This window comes from Micromonospora sp. NBRC 107095 (assembly GCF_030269705.1).
GTDB classification, from domain to species: Bacteria; Actinomycetota; Actinomycetes; order Mycobacteriales; family Micromonosporaceae; genus Micromonospora; species Micromonospora parva.
The window spans coordinates 499,601-518,189 of sequence record NZ_BSTU01000004.1; the positions used below are offsets into that span (position 1 = coordinate 499,601).

The 18,589-nt window shown below is 70.4% G+C and carries 14 protein-coding genes and 1 pseudogene; 10 read left to right on the forward strand and 5 right to left on the reverse strand.

What is annotated here, in order from left to right:
- Nucleotides 1-145 precede the first annotated feature (145 nt).
- Complete coding sequence (locus QSK15_RS22115) at nt 146-730, forward strand: DoxX family membrane protein (RefSeq protein ID WP_285796072.1); 585 nt, start codon at nt 146-148, stop codon at nt 728-730.
- A 58-nt stretch (nt 731-788) separates the two neighbouring features.
- On the opposite strand, the gene QSK15_RS22120 is transcribed toward QSK15_RS22115, so the two are convergent.
- Nucleotides 789-1,247 carry a hypothetical protein gene (locus tag QSK15_RS22120; protein WP_285796073.1) on the reverse strand — a complete coding sequence of 153 codons (459 nt, stop codon included), beginning with the start codon at nt 1,245-1,247 and terminating at the stop codon, nt 789-791.
- Between the two features lie 344 nt (nt 1,248-1,591).
- Between QSK15_RS22120 and QSK15_RS22125 the strand changes: the two genes are divergently transcribed.
- From QSK15_RS22125 to QSK15_RS22150, 6 genes are all read left to right on the forward strand, one after another.
- The gene (locus QSK15_RS22125; protein WP_285796074.1) at nt 1,592-4,510 is read left to right on the forward strand and encodes an AfsR/SARP family transcriptional regulator; all 2,919 of its coding nucleotides are present in this window, start codon (nt 1,592-1,594) and stop codon (nt 4,508-4,510) included.
- Between the two features lie 65 nt (nt 4,511-4,575).
- Complete coding sequence (locus QSK15_RS22130) at nt 4,576-4,812, forward strand: hypothetical protein (RefSeq protein ID WP_130402191.1); 237 nt, start codon at nt 4,576-4,578, stop codon at nt 4,810-4,812.
- A gap of 74 nt (nt 4,813-4,886) precedes the next feature.
- A complete protein-coding gene (locus tag QSK15_RS22135; RefSeq protein ID WP_285796075.1) occupies nt 4,887-5,369 on the forward strand; it encodes a thioredoxin domain-containing protein in 483 nt (160 codons plus the stop codon).
- Between the two features lie 3 nt (nt 5,370-5,372).
- Nucleotides 5,373-7,151 carry an ABC transporter ATP-binding protein gene (locus QSK15_RS22140; RefSeq protein WP_285796076.1) on the forward strand — a complete coding sequence of 593 codons (1,779 nt, stop codon included), beginning with the start codon at nt 5,373-5,375 and terminating at the stop codon, nt 7,149-7,151.
- Nucleotides 7,148-7,459 carry a S24/S26 family peptidase gene (locus tag QSK15_RS22145; protein WP_130402197.1) on the forward strand — a complete coding sequence of 104 codons (312 nt, stop codon included), beginning with the start codon at nt 7,148-7,150 and terminating at the stop codon, nt 7,457-7,459. The genes QSK15_RS22140 and QSK15_RS22145 overlap by 4 nt, the downstream gene beginning before the upstream one ends.
- Before the next feature lie 3 nt (nt 7,460-7,462).
- Nucleotides 7,463-7,963 carry a MauE/DoxX family redox-associated membrane protein gene (locus QSK15_RS22150; protein WP_285796077.1) on the forward strand — a complete coding sequence of 167 codons (501 nt, stop codon included), beginning with the start codon at nt 7,463-7,465 and terminating at the stop codon, nt 7,961-7,963.
- 188 nt (nt 7,964-8,151) lie between these two features.
- Here QSK15_RS22150 and QSK15_RS22155 read toward each other — a convergent pair.
- Nucleotides 8,152-8,841, reverse strand: a pseudogene (locus QSK15_RS22155) (IS6 family transposase).
- Between the two features lie 62 nt (nt 8,842-8,903).
- Here QSK15_RS22155 and QSK15_RS22160 point away from each other — a divergent pair.
- Nucleotides 8,904-9,215, forward strand: a complete 312-nt coding sequence (locus QSK15_RS22160; RefSeq protein ID WP_285796078.1) for a hypothetical protein — start codon at nt 8,904-8,906, stop codon at nt 9,213-9,215.
- Nucleotides 9,216-9,343: 128 nt separating this feature from the next.
- Here the strand turns inward: QSK15_RS22160 and QSK15_RS22165 are convergent, their stop codons facing one another.
- The 3 genes from QSK15_RS22165 to QSK15_RS22175 form a co-directional block, all read right to left on the reverse strand.
- Complete coding sequence (locus QSK15_RS22165; protein ID WP_285796079.1) at nt 9,344-14,044, reverse strand: outer membrane protein assembly factor BamB family protein; 4,701 nt, start codon at nt 14,042-14,044, stop codon at nt 9,344-9,346.
- A 33-nt stretch (nt 14,045-14,077) separates the two neighbouring features.
- Nucleotides 14,078-15,220, reverse strand: coding sequence for a HupE/UreJ family protein (locus QSK15_RS22170; RefSeq protein WP_285796080.1), 1,143 nt, complete (start codon nt 15,218-15,220; stop codon nt 14,078-14,080).
- A gap of 376 nt (nt 15,221-15,596) precedes the next feature.
- Nucleotides 15,597-16,562: a GntR family transcriptional regulator gene (locus tag QSK15_RS22175; RefSeq protein WP_285796081.1), complete on the reverse strand. Its 966-nt coding sequence runs from the start codon at nt 16,560-16,562 to the stop codon at nt 15,597-15,599.
- A gap of 137 nt (nt 16,563-16,699) precedes the next feature.
- Here QSK15_RS22175 and QSK15_RS22180 point away from each other — a divergent pair, with 137 nt between their 5' ends.
- Complete coding sequence (locus QSK15_RS22180; RefSeq protein ID WP_285796082.1) at nt 16,700-17,311, forward strand: GNAT family N-acetyltransferase; 612 nt, start codon at nt 16,700-16,702, stop codon at nt 17,309-17,311.
- Nucleotides 17,312-17,349: 38 nt separating this feature from the next.
- The gene (locus tag QSK15_RS22185; protein ID WP_285796083.1) at nt 17,350-18,228 is read left to right on the forward strand and encodes an alpha/beta fold hydrolase; all 879 of its coding nucleotides are present in this window, start codon (nt 17,350-17,352) and stop codon (nt 18,226-18,228) included.
- Nucleotides 18,229-18,589: the final 361 nt, after the last annotated feature.

Consider the following 18,589-nt stretch of genomic DNA (forward strand, 5'->3'; position numbering starts at 1 on the left):
GAACGCGCAACCGCTGCCGTGACACCCTCGCACCTCGGCCGAGCGGCCAGGACTTTGGTCCCGTGCGAGTCGGGTGGTTCGACCCGGGCGGCCAAGCGTCGACCGGAGCAGAGTCAGGGGCGGAAGAGACAATGGAGGAGGAACGATGACCACCATCGACCGTAGCCACGCGGCGCACCTCGAACACGTCGAGGCGCCCGGGGCCATGCTCACCAAGACCGCCGCCCGGGCCCTCGCCGTGCTGCGAATCTCCACCGGGTTCGTCTTCCTGTGGGCGTTCTTGGACAAGACCTTCGGCTTTGGCTACGCGACGCCTGCGGCGAAGTCGTGGGTCAACGGTGGGTCACCGACCAAGGGTTTCCTGACCAATGTCGAGGTGGGACCGCTGCAGGGCTTCTTCCACAGCATCGCCGGCGACGCCTGGGCCAACTGGGCGTTCATGCTCGGCCTGCTCGGTATCGGCCTCGCGCTCCTCCTCGGCATCGGTATGCGCCTGGCCGCGGCGGCGGCCGGCGTCATGATGGCCATGATGTGGGCAGCTGAATGGCCGCTCGCCCAGCACACCAGCGCAGGCAAGCCGAGCGGCTCCACTAACCCCGTCACCGACTACCACTTCGTCTACGCGATCGGTGCTGTCGTGCTGGCCCTGACCTACGCCGGGCACACCTGGGGCCTGGGTCGGCAGTGGGCCAAGCTGCCCTTCGTGCAGAAGAACCGCTGGCTGATCTGACCGAAGCGATCGCAAATGCCCGGCCGGTGCACCGGCCGGGCATGGTCGTGTCCAGGGCTCAGCCGCAGTTGCCCCAGCTGTACCGGCCGGCGACCTGCCAACTGGTGAAGTACATGACCTCGCCGCGGTACATCACACACTTATCGACGGCGGAGCGCTGGATGGCGGCGTAGTACTTGTAGTTCCCGGAGTCCTCGACCCAGGAACCGCCCTCCACCCGGATGCCCGCCGCCAGCCCGGTCGTCGAGCCGAGGGCCACCCGCTTGAGGGTGACGACGCAGTTGTAGCCGGTCGCGCCGTTGTACAACAGGTAGACGTCGCCCACCTTCGTCCCGTCGGAGGCGTTGATCGACCGGTGGCCGTCACTCGCGTAGGCCCACGAGCCACCGAAGTCGTTGTTGCACGCCTGCGCCGCGGTGAACGGGTTCGTCGCCGCCCGGGCGGGCGAGGCGAGCCCCACCGCCGCGACGGTAGCGGCAACGATCGAGACGGCCAGTCGTCGCGCTGATCCGCGCACCCGTACCTCCAATTGCTCTGGCGCGCGGAGACCGCGCGCACGGGCAGCCATCATCCCACAATGGACGATTCCCAAGATCGCCGGTTCCGCACGGCGTCCTGACGACGGCTCGCGCTACGACCCCGCCCCCGCAGTACACGGGACGCCGGCCCGGCATGACACCCGATCGGCACGGTGCGTGAGGGTCCCGTCGCGGTGACCGCGCCGGACCGGCCACCCGCGACCGGGCCGACAGTGGCTCTAGTCACGATCTTCGGGCCGGAACGTCGTGACAAGCGCTTTCCGCGCCGAAAGGGTTCCGGACGTCCGGTCACGAAGGACGCAGACCGCGCTAGCTTTGCGCCGTGCGCGGGTATCGGATCGGCATCCTCGGGCGGATCGACGTGAGCGTCGACGGGGTGGCCGTGTCGCTCGCCCCGCTGGAGCGGGCACTCGTCGCGAGCCTGGCGGCCCACCACGGACGCATCGTCTCCGTCGACCGCCTGATCGACGGGCTCTGGCCGTACGATCCGCCCACGGGGGCGCGCAACCGGGTCCAGGCGGTCGTCGCCTCGGTCCGCCGCGGCGCGAAGCCGGAGCTGATCCTCACCCGCTCGCCCGGCTACCAGCTGAACCCCGAGGCGGTCGTCGACTCGGCGGAGTTCGCCGCCGAGGTAGGGGCCGCCGCGGCCACCGCCGATGCCCGCCGCGCCGTAGAGCTGCTCGACCGGGCGCTGGCGCGCTGGCGCGACGACGCGTTCGTCGACGTCGGGTCGCGGCTCGTCGAGTACGAGCGCGATCGGCTTCGTGAGCTGCACGAGCACGCGACAGAGCTGCGCGCCGAGGCGCTGCTCTCGCTCGGCCTGCACCGGGAACTCGTGCCGGAGCTGACCACGCTGGTCCGCGACCGCCCCCTGCGGGAGCGGCTGCGCGGCCAGCTGATGGTGGCCCTGCACCGCAGCGGCCGACAGGCGGAGGCGCTCGCCGTGTACCGGGCCGGAGTCCGGGTGCTGGCGGAAGAGCACGGCATCGACCCGGGGCCGGAGCTGCGGCAACTGCACCGGGAGATCCTCGGCAGCGAGCAGGAGACGCCCCCGCGGGGGTGGGTGCGCCCCAACCAGCTTCCCGGAGTCACCGGTGACTTCGTCGGGCGGGACAAGGAGCTTGGGCTGCTGCTGTCGTTGCTGGGGCGCACACCGACGGTCGCCGGGGTCGCCCAGGTGATCGTCGTGACCGGGCTGGCGGGAACGGGCAAGACCACGCTGGCGCTGCGCGCCGCCCATGAGAGCCGGCACCGCTTCCCCGGGGGGTGCCTCTACGCGGACCTGCGCGGCAACACCCCGGAACCGGCGCAGCCCGGCACGGTACTCGGCGCGTTCCTGCGCGCCCTCGGCGTGGCCGGCGAGGCCATCCCGGCGGCGGCCGAGGAGCGCGCGGCGCTGTACCGCTCCGTGCTCGCCGACCAGACCTTGCTGGTGATGTTGGACAGCGCGGCGGACGCGACGCAGGTGCGTCCGCTGCTGCCGCCCGGCGGCAGCGCTGTCGTCACGAGCACGGGGGCGCTGCCGGGGCTGGCGGGCGCCGAGGTCGTCCCGCTCGACGTGCTGCCGATCGACGACGGCCTGGACCTGCTGGCCGGGCTCGCCGGCGGCGAGCGAATCGACCGGGAGGCCGGGGCCGCCGCCGACGTCGTGGAGTTGTGCGGTCGCCTGCCGCTGGCGTTGCGAATCGCCGGCGTGCGGCTGGCCGAGCGGGAGGCGATGACCGTGGCGCGGTTGCGCGAGCGGCTGCGCGACGAGCGACGCCGCCTCGACGAACTCTCCCTCGACGGGCTCGACGTGCGCAGCAGCTTCACCGTCGGGTTCGAGCGGTTGCCGCAGCCCGCCGCGCGGCTGCTCGCGGTGCTCAGCCGCACGTCGCTGCGCAGCTTCGGCGTGTGGGACGAGACCACGGAGCCGCTGCTGGAGCAGCTGTGCCGGGCCCACCTGCTGACCGACGACGTCAGCGGCCGGGTACGCATGCACGACCTGGTCAGGCTCGTCGCCCGGGAACGCACCGAGGTCCCCGTCGACGAGGTCGTCGCCTGGTACGCACGGCTGCACGCGTACGCCGAGCGGGCCGACGCGTCGCTGCCCTGCGGGGCTCTGCCGGTGGCCGACGCGGGGCCTGCGCTCGACGCCTGGGAGGCCGTCGACTGGTTCGAGGCGGAGCGGGAGAACCTGGTCGCGGCGGTGCAGGACCTGCTGCGGCTGGGCGCCGTCGACCTAGCGGGGCGGCTGGCCTGCACGATGGGCAACTTCGCGACGATGCGCAGCCAACACCTGCCCGAACTGGTCGACTGTCTGCGCGCCGTGCTCGACCACCATACCGAGCTGCCGTCGGCGACCCGGATGTCGCTGCGGCTGCACCTGGGCACGGCGTACCGGTCGCTGAACCGGCACGCCGAAGCCGTGCCGCTGCTGCGCGCGGCGCAGCGGGCCGGCCGCGGGCGGTGGGTGGCGCACCGCCTCGTCGCCCTGCAGGGCTACTCGCTGTGCTGCCGCCACCTCGGTAGGTTGCGGGAGGCGGACGCCGCACTCCTGGTGATGGTGCGGCTGTGCGCCGCGCACTGGCCGGTCGGCCGCGTCGGCGGGCACGTGCTGTTGGCCCTCGGCATGCAGCAGGGGCAGTACCGGCTCACCTCCCCGTTCGCCTTGGAGGCCTGCGCCGCGGCCCTACGGGTCTTCGTCGACGACGGCGACCTGTGGGGCGAGACGCTCGCGCGGGAGACCATCGGGCTGCTGCACCGGCACGCCGAGCAGTGGCCGCCAGCCGTGGAGCAGCTTCGGCAGGCGGTGGCCGCCGCGCGCCGGCTCGGCGACCGGATGAGCATGACCACGGCCGAGCAGGCGCTGGCCGCGACGCACCTCGCGGCCGGCGACGGCGAGGCAGCACGGCGGCTGCTGCGGCGTACGGTGCTGGCGTTCCACGAGCTGCGTCACGAGTGGGGCGAGGCGATCTCCCGGCGGCTGCTCGGCAAGGCGCACCTCGAGGAGGGCGACGCGGACCGGGCGGTGGTGGAGTTGGAGAGCTCGGTGGCGATGCTGCGCGGCGTCGGGCAGCCGTTCCCGCTGGCGAACTCGCTGCACCTGCTCGCGCGGGCGCAGGCCACCCTCGGCAGGCACGACCGGGCCGTCGCGCTGGGCGAGGAGGCGCTGCAGATCTTCGAGCACTTCGACTCCGCGTACGCCGACGACCTGCGCGAATCGTTGACGCGTTGGCGGAGCGCAGTCGGCGCGCAGTAGGAGCGCAGGGCGCGCGCAGCGGCACCCAGCACAGTGATGGCAGTCACCCACCAAGGAGGTCTGCCATGACCAAGCTCATCAACCGCGTCGGCGACGCGATGCTCAGCAAGGTGCTCGGCCGCGAGGTGGCCGGCGCCTGCGTGCCGGAGCACGGCCAGTCGTGCTGCGCGGTGTCCAACGGCTACTGCTCGGGCGGTTCGTACTTCCGCTACTACCGGCGGAGCACCCTGTCCTGCACCGGCGTGTGCTCGGTCACGACGTCGTCGCCGATCTGCTACACCAAGAAGGTCGGCGCCTGCTGACCTGGCTCATCCTCGGGGGCCGCGCCGTCGGCGCGCCCCCCACCCCCCCCCCGCTGACTCGCTGAGGAGTTTTCATGCCGGGTTTCGCCTACGCCGCCATCGCCGTGATCGGCGCTGTCGCCGTGCTCAACCTCGTCCTGACCCTGGCCCTGGCCCGGCGGCTCCGGGAGACGCAGACCGCCACCGCCCACGACGGCGGGGCCGCCCCCGAGGTGCTGCCCGCCCCGGGCCTGAAGGTCACCGGCTTCCCGCACGTCGACCTGACCGCCGGTCGGCGCACGGTGGTCATGCTGACCCCCACCTGTCCACCGTGCCAGACCATCCTGGACACCCTCACCGCGGACGCCCGGCGCTACCGCCACGACACCTTCGTGTTCATGATCGGAATGCCGGAGGACACGGTGGAGATGGCGCCCCGCCTGGCCGACTTCGACACGGCAACCATCAACGAGGACCAGGCCGAGAAGGAGTTCGGGGTCAAGGGCTTCCCCGCCGTGCTGTCGGTCGTCGACGGCGTCGTCGTCACCTCCGGCCACCAGCTTCCGGTCCTGGCCTGAGACGTGGCCACGCTGCGAGCCGCCCTGCGACTGGGCTGCGCGGACCGCAGGGCGCTCGCCGCCACGGTCGCCCTCGTCGTCATCGGCGCGGCGCCCCCGATCGGCGTCGCGTGGTTCACCAAGCTGCTGTTTGACGAGGTCGGCGGGGGCCGCTCGGCCGACCCGTCGACCGCCACCTGGTACGCCGTGGCGATCGCCATCCTGGGCGCGCTGGCGGCGATCGCCAGCCGGGTGTCCGGATACTTCACCACGGCCCTGCAGAACGCGATCACGATCGCCGCCGACGTGCGGCTGTACCGGAAACTGAACACCTTCGTCGGGCTGGGCCCGTTCGAGCAGCCGGCCCTGCGCGACCGGCTGGCGCTGGCCCAGCAGGCCGCCACCCAGGCGCCGTACGTGGTCGTCATGTTCGCGGTCGACGCGGCCCAGAACGTCGTCACCATCGGCGGCTTCGCCGTGATCCTGACGTCCCTCTGGCCGCCGGCCGGTCTGCTCCTGCTCGCCGTGGCGGTGCCCGACTTCCTCATCCAACTGCGACTGTCCCGGCGGACCGCGCGGGCCGTGGAGGAAAGCGCCAGCCTGTTCCGGGCCCGGTTCCTGTTCCAGACCGTGCTGACCGACCTGCGCGCCGCCCGGGAGGTGCGCCTCTACCACCTCGGCCGGTTCTTCCACGACCGGCTCATCCGCGCGGTGCGCTCGGCCGCCGGGATCGAGCTGGCCGCGGCCCGGCACACCACGACGGTGCAGGCGTGCTGGGCGTTGGCCGGCGCCGCGGTGACCCTCACCGCAACGGTGTTCGCGGTGAACGCCACGGTCCGTGGCCGGCTCAGCCTCGGCGACCTCACCCTCCTGCTGGCCGCGTTCGCCGCGGCGCACAGCGGCCTGGCCGGCATCGCCGCCCAACTCGGCGAGGCCGGCGCCGCCATGCGGCTGTTCCGGCACTACGTCGCCGTCCTCGACAGCCCCACCGACCTGGTCGACGGGACCCTGCCGGCGCCGCCGCTGCGCACCGCGATCAGGTTCGAGGACGTGTGGTTCCGCTACGACGAGGACGGCCCCTGGGTCCTGCGGGGCGTCGACCTCACGATCACCGCCGGGCAGGCCGTCGGGCTCGTCGGACTCAACGGGGCCGGCAAGAGCACCCTGGTCAAGCTGCTCTGCCGGTTCTACGACCCGGACCGCGGCCGGATCACGTGGGACGGGGTGGACCTGCGCGAGCTGCGGATCGAGACGGTGCGCTGGCGGATGGGCGCGGTGTTCCAGGACTTCATGTGCTACGACCTCACCGCCGAGGAGAACGTCGGCATCGGCCGGCTGCCGCACACGACCGAGCAGGTCGCCGAGGCCGCCGCGCGCGCCGAGATCCACGACCGCCTCCGCGCCCTCCCCCACGGGTACGCCACGCTGCTCAGCCGCACCTTCGCCGGCCAGGACGGCGAGCCCGGCGTGACGCTCTCCGGCGGGCAGTGGCAGCGGGTCGCGCTCGCCCGGTCCCTGATGCGCGCCGACGCCGACCTGCTCATCCTGGACGAGCCCAGCTCCGGGCTCGACGCGGACGCCGAGACCCGCGTGCACGCCTCGCTGACCCGGATCCGCCACGGCCGCACCGGGCTGCTGATCTCCCACCGGCTCAGCACCCTGCGCGACGCGCGGCGCATCGTCGTGCTGGACGCCGGGCGCGTCGTCGAGTCGGGCACGCACGACGAGCTGATGGCGGCCGACGGTGAGTACGCCCGGCTCTTCCGCCTGCAGGCGGACGGCTATCAGCTGGCGACGACATGACCGGCTGGCTGCGCCGCCGCTGGCGCCTGGTGGTGGTGAGCGGGCAGAGCATGGCGCCGACGCTGCGGGACGGCGACCGGCTCATCGTCCGCGTCGGCCGGGCGCCCGCCGTCGGTGACCTCGTCGTCTTCCGTGCCCGCGACGTCGTCCCCGCCGCAGACCTGACGTGGATGGTCAAACGAGTGCACCGGATCGAACCGGACGGCGCCGTGACGGTACGGGGCGATAACACCCACAGCCAGGACTCGCGACATTTCGGCGCGGTGCCACCCGAGGCGGTCCTCGGCGTGGTCAGAGGGAGGCGATGACAGATGTACGTCGAGATCGGGTGCCGGGTGCTGCTCGGCACGGTCCTGCTGGCGGCGGCGGTCGGGAAGGTCTCCGGCCGCGATGCCTACCGCGAGTTCACGCGCTCCGTGCGCGACATGGGCTACCGGCCCGCCGGCCCGCTCGCCGCGGCCGTGGTCGCCACCGAGTTCACCACCGTGGTCCTGCTGGCGGTGTTCCCGCTGGCCGGGTTCCTCGCCTCGGGCGCCCTGCTGCTCACCTTCACCGCCGCCATCGTCGCCAACCTGCGGCGCGGCGGCGGCACCTGCCGCTGCTTCGGCCGCACCACCGCGCCCCTGGGCCGGCACCACGTGTGGCGCAACGCGTTCCTCGTCGCCTGTGCCGTCGCCGGCGCGCTCGCGCCGGCCGGTGCGGTACGCCCCGGCGAGGCGGTCCTGGCCGGCGCCGCCGCGCTGGCCGTCGGCGTGCTGGTCGTCATGCTGGACGAGCTGCGCTACCTGTTCGGCGCTGTCAGCCGCACGTGACCTCGCCGGGGCCACGGGCGTGGCCGCGGCGCGAGGTGCAGATTGGCCCAACGGCCTGCTTGCCGAGTTGACGGCGTGCGGCGCCGCCGGAGTGGGCGGCGCCGCGCACGACTCAGTGCCCGCCGAGGAGGCGCCGTTGCGTTGTCGGATCGGCGGATGTGTTGAACCCGGTGTCGGGTCCGCGGTCATCAGATCGCTTGGGCGAGCTCGGTGAACGCTGCGGCGACCCGCAGAACGGGCGGGGCGTCAACGGCGAGTTCGTAGTGGCCGCGTCGAAGGTTCTGCATGAAGGCGTGCCCGACGATGATCACTTGTGCTGTCTTGTCGGTTCGTAGCCCGCGCATCGGTCTCAACCGGTGTTTCAGCTGGCTGTGATCGGCCTCGATCGGGTTGTTCGCGTACTGCTCGACGTGGTGCCACGCGGACGGGATCAGCTCGTCGAGCACGCCGGGGTAGACCGGCGCGGCGTCGGTGACGACCTCGCGGGGTGTCACCTTCAACGTCGACAGCGCCCGTCGGAAGAACCGCCGAGCCGCACCAGCGTCCCGGCGGGCTGAGACGAGTACGTCGATGACCTGCCCGTACTGGTCGACTGCCCGGTAGACGTAGCGCCAGATTCCGTTGACCTTGACGTAGGTCTCATCGACGTGCCACCTGTCGCCTGGTGAGTGACGGCTGAATCGGGCGGCGTCGGCCAGCAGTGGCGTGAACCGCTGCACTCAGCGGTAGACGGTGACGTGGTCGACCTGGACGCCGCGTTCGACCAGCAGTTCCTCAACGTCCCGGTAGGACAGGTTGTATCGCAGGTACCAGCGCACCCCGACAACGATCACCTCTTGCGGGAACCGGAACCCGGCGAACGCCGACCTCGGAGGCAGCCACGGGCAAGCTGGCTCGATGACGTCACTGCTCAAGTCTGCCTCGATCATGCCAACGCTCAATGCAACAGAGCCTGAGCAACGAGGCGTACCGCTGGGTCATCTGCGACGTGATCCGCGAGCTCGACCTGGCACGCGCCGAGCTCGACGCCCTGACGAAGCTCGCCGCCCAGCCCGGCCTGCCGTTCTTCCCCGACACAAACGTCTTCCACACCTGGCAGCGGCCTGACCGCATCGATTGGCTCGCCGTGCTGCGTGGATGGACGGAGACCGCGAGGACGGCACGACTCGTTGTGCCGTTGCGGGCCGTTGACGAGCTCGCAGGGGTACAACATGATCACCTCCGATACCGGTCCTACCGCGTCCAGCCCTGACAGCGTATGGGCTGCCTAACGGACCGACCCGTCCACCGCCAGGACATCCCGCCAGGATCGTCGGCTCGGCGCACGGGGCCGGCCCGGTTGGATTCCGGGCCGGCCCCGTGTGGTGGGGTGCGTGTGCGTTACGGCGTGGGGACGCCGTCGAGGATTCCCACCGCGTCGTTGCCCGGGGTGACGACCAGTTTGCGAGTGAGGGTGTACGAACCACCCGCCGGCACGTCGACGTTGAACCGACTCATCACCCAGTTGCCCGCGGCGTAGACGTCGAAGGCGCTGGCCGGTGTGCCGTAGACGAGACCGAAGACCTGCGGGTCGGTCCCGGTCATGCCGATGTACGGCTTGCTCGGGGAGTACGCCGCCGTCGCACCCGGCGTCACGATGCCGGCACCCGGGATGACACTGGCCTGGCCGGCCGCGTCGTGGTCCATCGCGTCGCCGGTCCACACGCTGAGGGGAGCCGAGCCGGAGTTGCTCAGCTCCGTCGAGACCATGGCGAAGTTGTCGCCCGGCTTCAGCGTGTACGTCGTCGTCGCCGTCAGACCCGTGATGCCCTTAACCGGCCCGGAGACCCGGACGACGGCCTTGTCGCCGGTCGCCTGCACGATCTGGACGTCGGTCGCCGCCACCGACCGGTTGTCCCACGCGCTATCGCCGGTCGGCTGGGTCGCCGAGACGTAGGGCAGGTTGATCCAGTCGAACTGGTCGGCCATGCCGCGGACCGCGATGTCGACCGGCTTGCCGCGGGTGCCACCGGAGAGCTGCGAGTCGTTGTAGGCGTCGGCGATCGCCATCGAGAGCTTGTCGTTCTCGAGCATGACGTCGCCGTAGCCCGCCTCGACCAGACCCGAGCCGATCTGCTTGCCGTAGCTCGCCTCGACCGTGACCGGGCTCAGCGCGACGTCGGCGACGCCGCTGCCCACCGCCGGCACGGTGACCGTGCCGGCGGCTGCCTGGTAGCCCAGCTTGGACACCCGGACGTCGTACTGACCGGTCGGGGCCTTGACGAGGTACTTGCCCTGGGCGTCGGTGCTCGTGGTCGCGACCACCGTGCCGGCCTGCTCGAGGGCGACGCGGGCACCGGAGACGGCGGCGCCGCCAGCGGTGATGGTGCCGGACGCACGAGCGGCATCCGGGACAGCTGCGTCGTGCAGGTCGATCTCGTCAGCCCAATTCGCGATGTTGCGCGTGGGGTCGCCACCGGCGGTCGCGTAGTCGGTCAGGTGGTAGAAGCTGAACTGCTTCGTCGCACCGGGCGCCATCGTGGCGTCGTAGTAGAGGCCCTCGACGTAGCCGAATGCACCGACCGCGGTCGGCATGTCCAGTGCCCACGCGAGACCGTGGGCGGCCTGGCCGTTCGTGGTGGCCGCGTCAGCACCGACGTAGACGTAGTTCCCGGTCCAGCCCGAGGTCTTCAGACCCGGGTTGGTACCGCTGAACCCGGGGATCCGGCCGTTGTCGACCGAGCTGTCGGGGTCGATCATGTAGTTGAAGTAGCCTTGGTAGCCCGTCGTGCCGGTGTTGGTCAGCTTGACCGTCATCTTCACGATCGGAGCGTCGGGCAGAGTCTCGTAGCGGACCTGCGCCTTGATGGCCGGGTTCGCCCGGTACTGACCGTCGCCGACCACGGCAGCGCCGTCGACCGCGAGGCCGGGCAGATCGAGCTGGTCGTTCGGCCGGTCCCACGAGTCGGGCGGCGTGAGGCTCGGACGCAGCAGCATCTCGCCCCAGTCGAGGGTCTCGGCGCCGTTGGCGTCGTTGAGCATGAGGTCCGACAGCGCCCCCTGGCCCAGACCGCCGATGCCGTTGTTGCCGGCGGCGTACGGCGTCACGGAGGCACGGATCTTATTGTTGGCCAGGTAGTAGTACTCCGTGCCCGTGACGACGTCCGTGCGCGTGCTGCCGTTGCCGTAGTCCGGCGCGTACGTCGACGTGCCGGCGGTCGGGTGGATCACCTTGATGAGCTTGAGGTCAGCGGTCGCGTTGCCGGTGAGGCGGACCGTGACGCTGGCCGCCGAGCGGTCGTCGGCGATCAGGCCGCGCTTGGCCGCCGTGACGGTCCAGGTCGACGCCGGCAGACCGATCCGGTACTGGCCCCGGGCGTCAGTGCTGGTCACTGCGGTGTCCTGACCGGTGGCAACGGCGGTGACCTTCGCGCCGGCGATCGGAGCGCCCGTCTCCGGATCGCTGACCGTGCCGGTCACTGTCGCCCAGCGCTGCGCGGACTCGCCGCCCGGCACGTAGGCGTAGAGGTTGCCGTCCCAGGCGCCCGTCACGACGGTGTTGCCGCTGACGGCCGGACCGGCGCCCACCCAGGTGCCGATTTCGTGGCTCCACAGGATCTGGCCGGTGTCGGTGGCCAGGGCGTAGAACCTGCCGTTGTTGGCGCCGACGAAGAGCGTGTCGCCAGCCACGACCGGGCTGGACATGACGCCACCGTGGTAGATGTCGCCGGGCAGCGCCCGCTCCCAGAGAACGTTGCCGTTCTGGGCGTCGAGGGCGACGACGGCGCCGCTCGGGAAGCCCATGTAGACGACGCCGTCCTTGACGGCCGCGGCGCTCGGGGTCGAGCCGCTCGAGACGAGCGAGGAGCGCGAGCTCCGGTAGGTCCACAGCGTCGCGCCGGTCTTGGCGTCACGGGCGGCGATGCCGTTGTTGGCGCCGATGAAGACCTTTCCCTCGGCCGCGGTCGGTACGCCGTCCTGCCAGCTGCCGAGCGACTCGGTTCCGGTCCACTTACGGGCACCGGTGGCCAGGTCGTAGGCGAGCACGCGGTCGGCGGTCTCGTTGCCGACGTAAACGGTGCCGTCCATGACGGCGGGCGTACCGTCGCTCATGGTCGCGCCGGACATCGGGGAGGCCCAGATCTGCCGCCCGGTGCGGGTGTCGAGCGCCTTGAGGACGCCCTGGCTGCCGATGCCGAAGCGGGTCTGGTAGGGCCAGAGCACGGTGTGGCCGGAGACGGCCGGCGAGTAGTAGCCGTAGGTGCGCTGGTTGTTCGGGGCCGGTGCCTGCTCGGGCAGGGCCTTCCAGCGCAGCTTGCCGGTCCTCGCGTCGACGGCGTAGAGCTCCGAGCCGAGGGTCGGCGCGAAGATCAAGCCGTCGCCGTAGGCGAGGCTGCCGTGGATCGACTGCGGCACCTCGAAGTTCCACAACTCCTTGCCGTCCTTGAGCTGGACGGCGTGGATCCGGCTGTTACGGTCTCCGTTCTCGTCGCGGGTGCCTGCGTAGACGACGCCGTCGTGGATGACCGGCGACCCGGTGAGGAAGGTGCCGTCGGTACGGAAGCTCCAGGCCAGGCGGCGGCCGGCCTCCTGTGCCGGCGCGACACCGGAGTGGGCCTCGTTGCCGTGGTGCTGGTTCCAGTCACCGCCGGCGACCGGCTTGAGCGCCGGCTCGCGGGTGAGGGTGAAGTCCGCCGATTTGGTCCAGGTTTTGCCCGCCGCGTCGACCACCATCACGTCGATGCGGTGCTTACCGACCTTCTGCAGGCTGTTGGGCAGGTTGCTCTGCCAGGTGAACTCGCCGCTGTGGTGCAGCGGCATCCAGTTCTTGGCGCCGTCGATCCGGTAGCGCGCCGAGACCACCTCGTCGCCGGTGTCGTAGGCGTTGACCTGGATGCCCGGGAACTTCGCGGCTGGCACCTTCGAGTCGGGCGCGGGGCTGACGATGGTGAGGTGCTCATTCTCGCCGTACATCCGGAACGGGTTGTCGAAGTCCGGACCGGCCATATGGATGTAGCGGAAGCCGCGGGGCGCGTTGTCGATTGTGTAGGAGCTCGACACGGTCTGGATGTGCTTGGCGGTCGAGGCGAACGCCGAGTTGTTCTCGACGTGGTTGGAGTGCTCGTGGCCGACCAGAATCAGCTGCGCCTTGTACTGTTCGAGCACGTCACCAAAGGCGTCGTACGTCGATGGCGAGCCGAACGGGACGTTCATCGGCTGGTGGGTGAGGACGACGACTTCAATGTCGTTGCGCGGGTCGCGGTCGAGCGGAACGTTCGCGGCGAGGTCGTCCTTGAGCCAGTTCAGCTCCTCGTCGAACGGCGCCGAGCCGTTGTTCTCGAGCACCACGAAGTGCCGGTTGCCGTAGTTGAACGAGTACCACTCCGGACCGACGTTCTTGCGATAGTTGTCGATCTTGGCCGCGTACTCCGACCCGCCCGCGTACTCGTGGTTGCCCACGGCCGGCCACACGCCGACGCCCGACTGCTGGGTACCGCGACGATACGTGTCGAACTGCCCCTGGCTGGCGTCGTTGGTGAGGTCACCACTGACCGCGATGAAGCGCAGGTCCGTGCCCGTAGAGTTGATCTCGCGGATCTGGTCGGGCAGCTGTGCGTTGACGTGCGGGTCGGCGATGTTCGCCCAGGAGAAGTTGTCCCCGTCGGAGAACCGGTCGCGCTCGAGGGCGAAGTCCGCCGCGGGCGTCGCGCCATCGACGAGCTGGCCGAGGTTGGCCCAGAACCTGGGCTCCTTGAACTCGTCGAGGCCGAACTGGTAGCCGCGGGGCTGGGTGGCCCACACGATGTCGGTCGTGCGGCGGTCGGTCGAGATTGTCAGAGAGTAGGTGCCGTCGGCTGCGGTCGTGGTGGCGACGACGCCGTCGGAGACGCGGACGCCGGCCAGACCGGCCTCGCCGTCGTTCCGAACGCCGTCGCCGTTGGCGTCGACGTACACGACGCCACTGATGGTGGCTTCCGGCGGGTCGATCGCGTACGCCACGTATGACGTGAGCGGGCCCGCCACGACGCTGGCGGCGAGCCCCAGCGTCGTGGTGTACAGGACGACGCGCAGGCGCGCGCGTGTCCAGCTGAACGTGGACATCGGGATCCTTCGGATGGGGGTGGGAACGGGGTGTCAGGTCAGGATCGGCGACCGTTCGACGAACCAGACCAGACCGGCACCAGCGACGGCGACTGTCGCCGCGACGGTGCCGAGCGTGAGGACGCGAGCGGCGACCGGCGTGGTCGCCGCCCTGCGCAGGAACAGCAGTCCCGGGAAGGCGAGCCCGATGATCGTCAACTGGACGAGTTCGATGCCGACGTTGAAGGAGACCAGGTCGGCCAGCGTCGAGGCCGACAGCGGGCCGTCAACGCTGATCGCGCCCGCGAAGCCGAGCCCGTGCAGCAGCCCGAAGCCGAAGACCACGGGCAGCCGGTGGCTCGTCCTCGGCGACAGCAGGTTGTCGACCGCGACGAACGCGATCGATAGCGCGATGAGCGGCTCGACGATCCACCCGGGCACGCTGACCCAGCCGACTGCGGCCAGCACCAGGGTCACCGAGTGTGCGACCGTGAAGGCCGTGGCGACCTCGACGACGTCGCGCAACCGCTTCGCGCCCAGCAGCAGCGCCAGCAGGAACAGCACGTGGTCGAGCCCGAAGAGCAGGTGCTCCGCCCCAAGCCGGACGAACCGCGGGATCTCGCTGAGCAGGTCGGTGTGCCCCACCGTGACACTGGTGCGGGCGGTGTCGAGCAACACCGCACCGCGGCGGCCGCCGATGTCGTAGGCCACCATCGTGGTCGTGTCGTCAATGACGCCGTCGGAGACGCGGAAGATGTCGCTGCGGACGGTCAACGCGCCGGACGCCGGACAGTCGTAGGCGAGCGCGACCCGCACCGCACCGGAGTCGGCGAGTTCGACGCGGGCATCGTCCTTAGCGGTACACCCGATCGAGCTGCGGCTCAGCCGCAGCCGCTCGCCGACGTACGTCGCCACGTCGCTCGCGTGCGCGTCCAGCGCACTGCGCCGCGCCTCGGTCGGCACCTCGGCGGCCGCGCCGTCCACGCCGACCGCGTCCGGGCTCAGCGCACCGTCGAGGCTCAACAGCCGGGCGAGGACGTCGTACTCCACGTCGACGACAGCCGTGACGCCGTCGCCCTGGCTGCGCAGGTCGACCGCAACCGAGGTCGCGCGGACGTGCGCCTGCGCCTGCGCCGGAGCGGCGACGAGGAACACGGCAACAAGGGCGGCGAGGAACGCCAGCAGACGCACAGGCATGCACTTCCGTGGTTGGGGGGAACCGCAGTCGGTCCCCAACCCTGCGGTGCTCGCTCCACACTCGGCAACCCGATACGACCCAATTCACCGAACCTTCCGCTGCTGATCATCCACCGGCCGAAAGCCGGGCTTCTGAGCGCCGAAAGCCGGGTGCCGAGGTCACGAACGTACGGTCCGCCCGGCCCACTTTCCGTCTGTAGCCAGGCGGGAGGAGCACCGGGTGGACTCGTGAAGTTGAACGTGACGGGCCAGCTTCTCGTTCGGCCAGGGCTTGTCCGGTCGATCGTGGAACGGCGGCGCGGGGCATGTTGCTTAGGGGCAAGACGACCTGCAGGCTGTCGGAAGCCGGCCGCTCAGACGACGGTCCGTCGCGCCCTCATGACCGCGCTCGGGCAGCATCCTCCACCAGGGTGGCGAACCCATCGAGGTGGCCTGCGAGACCGTACTCGAACAGTCCATTGAGGTCCGACACCGTCTCGGTCGGGATCGTCGACAGCAGTGGGAATCTTCCACTGTCGAGCGTCTGGTTGGCTCGCTTCTGCTGTGCCAGCAACCACCCGTCGAGCGTGACACCGGTCTCCTGCTCCGATTCGACCTCGGCCGCCATGGACAGCGCGACGGTGGCGACCAGTCCGTGGAGCGTGAGCGCCTCGCGGAGCCGTGTCGTCATGGGCAGCCCAAGTCCGTCGAGCGCGCGCAGGATCCACTCGGTGTGCGCCATCATGTTGGGCACAAGCGCCGGACGGGTGAACGAGACGGCTCTGGGCAGCCAGAGGTGTCGCCGGCACAGTTCCCACTGTTGGTGGGCGACGAGTTCGAGCTTCGCACGCCAGCCGGGTGGTCCCGGGTCGGGTAGTTCGGATCCGCCGAAGACCTCGTCGACCATCTGCGTCACCAGATCGTCCTTGTTCGCCACGTGCCGGTAGAGCGACATCGGGCCGACGCCGAGGTCGACCGCGAGACGTCGCATCGACACTGCGTCGAGTCCCTCGGCGTCGGCGATCGCGATGGCGGCGCGCAGGACGTGCATCCGACCCAGTGGCTGCTTGAACGCCCGGGCCTGCCGTGGCCACTGCGACGCGGCCGGGCCGACCGGGTGCTTGCGGCGGGCGTCGTTGCTGACCACCGTACCGGAACCGACCGTCGTCTCGACCAGCCCGCTGTCACGGAGAGTCGCCATCGCTCTGGTCGCGGTCGCTACCGCGACGCCCCACCGCTGCGCGATTTGCCGGACGGAGGGTAGGCGGTCCCCCGGCCGCAGGTCGCCGGACAAGATTCGTCCGCGAAGCTCCTCCACGATGCGCCGGTACGGCGGATCCGGGCGCGGCGTCGGCGAAGGCATGACTGCCCTCCGATCTACTGGTGCGGTTGTCGTCCGACTGCAATGTACTAGGTCAATCTTTCTCCGGCTAGTACACTTACTCTGCTTCTCTGGGCGGCAGGGACCCGGTTTCGCCGGAACGGCGATACGTTGTACGCATGACGAAAGATACACCGTACGTGCTCGTGCGGCAGACGGATGTCGCAGACCGGCAGGCGGTTTTGGACGTCCTCACCGAGGCGTTCACGGACGATCCGGTCGCCTGCTGGCTCTTCCCCGCATCGGATGAGCGCGGCCGTCTCCAGTCGTACTTCTACGGTCAGCTACTGGATCAGGGCGCCGCCGAGGCATACCTGATCGCTCGTGGCGAGGGTGCCTCGGTATGGCGGGCGTTGCCTGCGGGCCAGGCACCCGACGAGGAACATCCGAACGCGCCCGACATGGACCAGAGCTCGATCTTCGGCGCGAACGGCGTGCGGTTACGGACTCTCGGGCGGGCACTGGCCGAGCGGCATCCCCGTCGCGAACCGCACCTCTACCTCTCGTGCATGGGGGTGGTGGGCGGGCGGCAGGGCGCCGGACTCGGCTCGGCGATGCTGCGCCACCGGTTGGAGCGAGCGGACGCCGACGGGCTCGCCGCGTACCTGGAGGCAAGCTCACCGCGGAGCCGCGCCCTCTACCTACGACACGGCTTCGCGGACCTCGGCGAACCGGTTCACGTGGCGGACAGCCCACCCCTATGGCCAATGTGGCGCCAACCGAGCCGTTGACCACCCCACCAATTCCACAACGACAAGGGAGAATCTCGATGACGACGAAAGACACCACCGGCGATCGTCGACCGCCGACGCTGGTCTTTGTACACGGCACCAACTCCTCGTCGTACTTCTGCTCGGGACTGATCACCGAACTCACCCTGCGGGGGCACCGGTGCGTGGCCGTCGACCTTCCGGGACACGGAGCTGAAGGGTTCTTCCCCCGCTCGTACCAAGCCCCGCAGGACCTCGAAGGGCTGGCAACCGAGCCGTCGCCCCTCGCCAAGATCACCATCGACGACTACGTCGAGCGCGTCGTGGACGTGGTGCGCCGCACTCGCCGCCACGGGCCTGTGATCCTGGCCGGCGCCAGCCAGGGCGGCGTCACCGTGAGTAGAGTCGGCAACGCCATCCCCGAACTGCTCGACCGGGTCGTCTACATGGCGGCGTACTGCTGCGTCGACCTGCCGAACTTGGCGGCCTACCTTGCCACTCCAGAGAACAGTGACAGCCTGCTCCCCCTGGTGACCCAGGCAGTGGTCGCCGATCCGACGATCCTGGGGGTGGCCCGAATCAACTGGCGCTCGGCCGACCCGGCGGTGTTCGATGGCATCAAGCAGTGCCTCGCCGGCGACTTCACCGACGAGGCGGTGAGCCGGCTGCTCAACACGCTCGAGCCTGACGAACCCGCCAGCATCCCGCTGGCCGATGCCCGCGGCGAAGCGGGCACGTGGGGCCGGATTCCCCGAACGTACGTGCGCTTCACCCACGACCGGCTGATCCCACCTGCGCTACAGGACCGGTTCATCACCGAGGCCGACCGCCTCACCCCGGACAACCCGACCGACGTACGAAGCATCGCGGCACCCCACGTCGGCCCGTTCGACCGACCCGAACTGGTGGCGATCTTCGCCGAACTCGCCAGCCGCTGACCAGACACACAATTCGGCGCCGCTGAAGCGGGCAGGATTGAGGTATTCAGATACTGGCCCTACTGGTGGGCACTGTTGTCGGCGTGTTGGTTGTGTTGTGTTGTGTTGGCACCGTACTGCGGCTCCGGGGCCTGCGGTCGCGCCCGGGCACCGGCCTCATCGATCTCGGCCCGCCGTCCGAGGTGTGCGTCATCGCGACCGATGCCAACGTCCGGGCAGCCGTCCGGTCGCTGATCACCCGTGGCTACGTAGCGTGTCGCGGCGAACGGACTGAAGACGTTGGACGGCGTTTCACTCGAACTCACAACGGCGCCGTGCCGACAATCCCGGGTCAGGATCGTCGGCACGGCGCCGTCGTGAG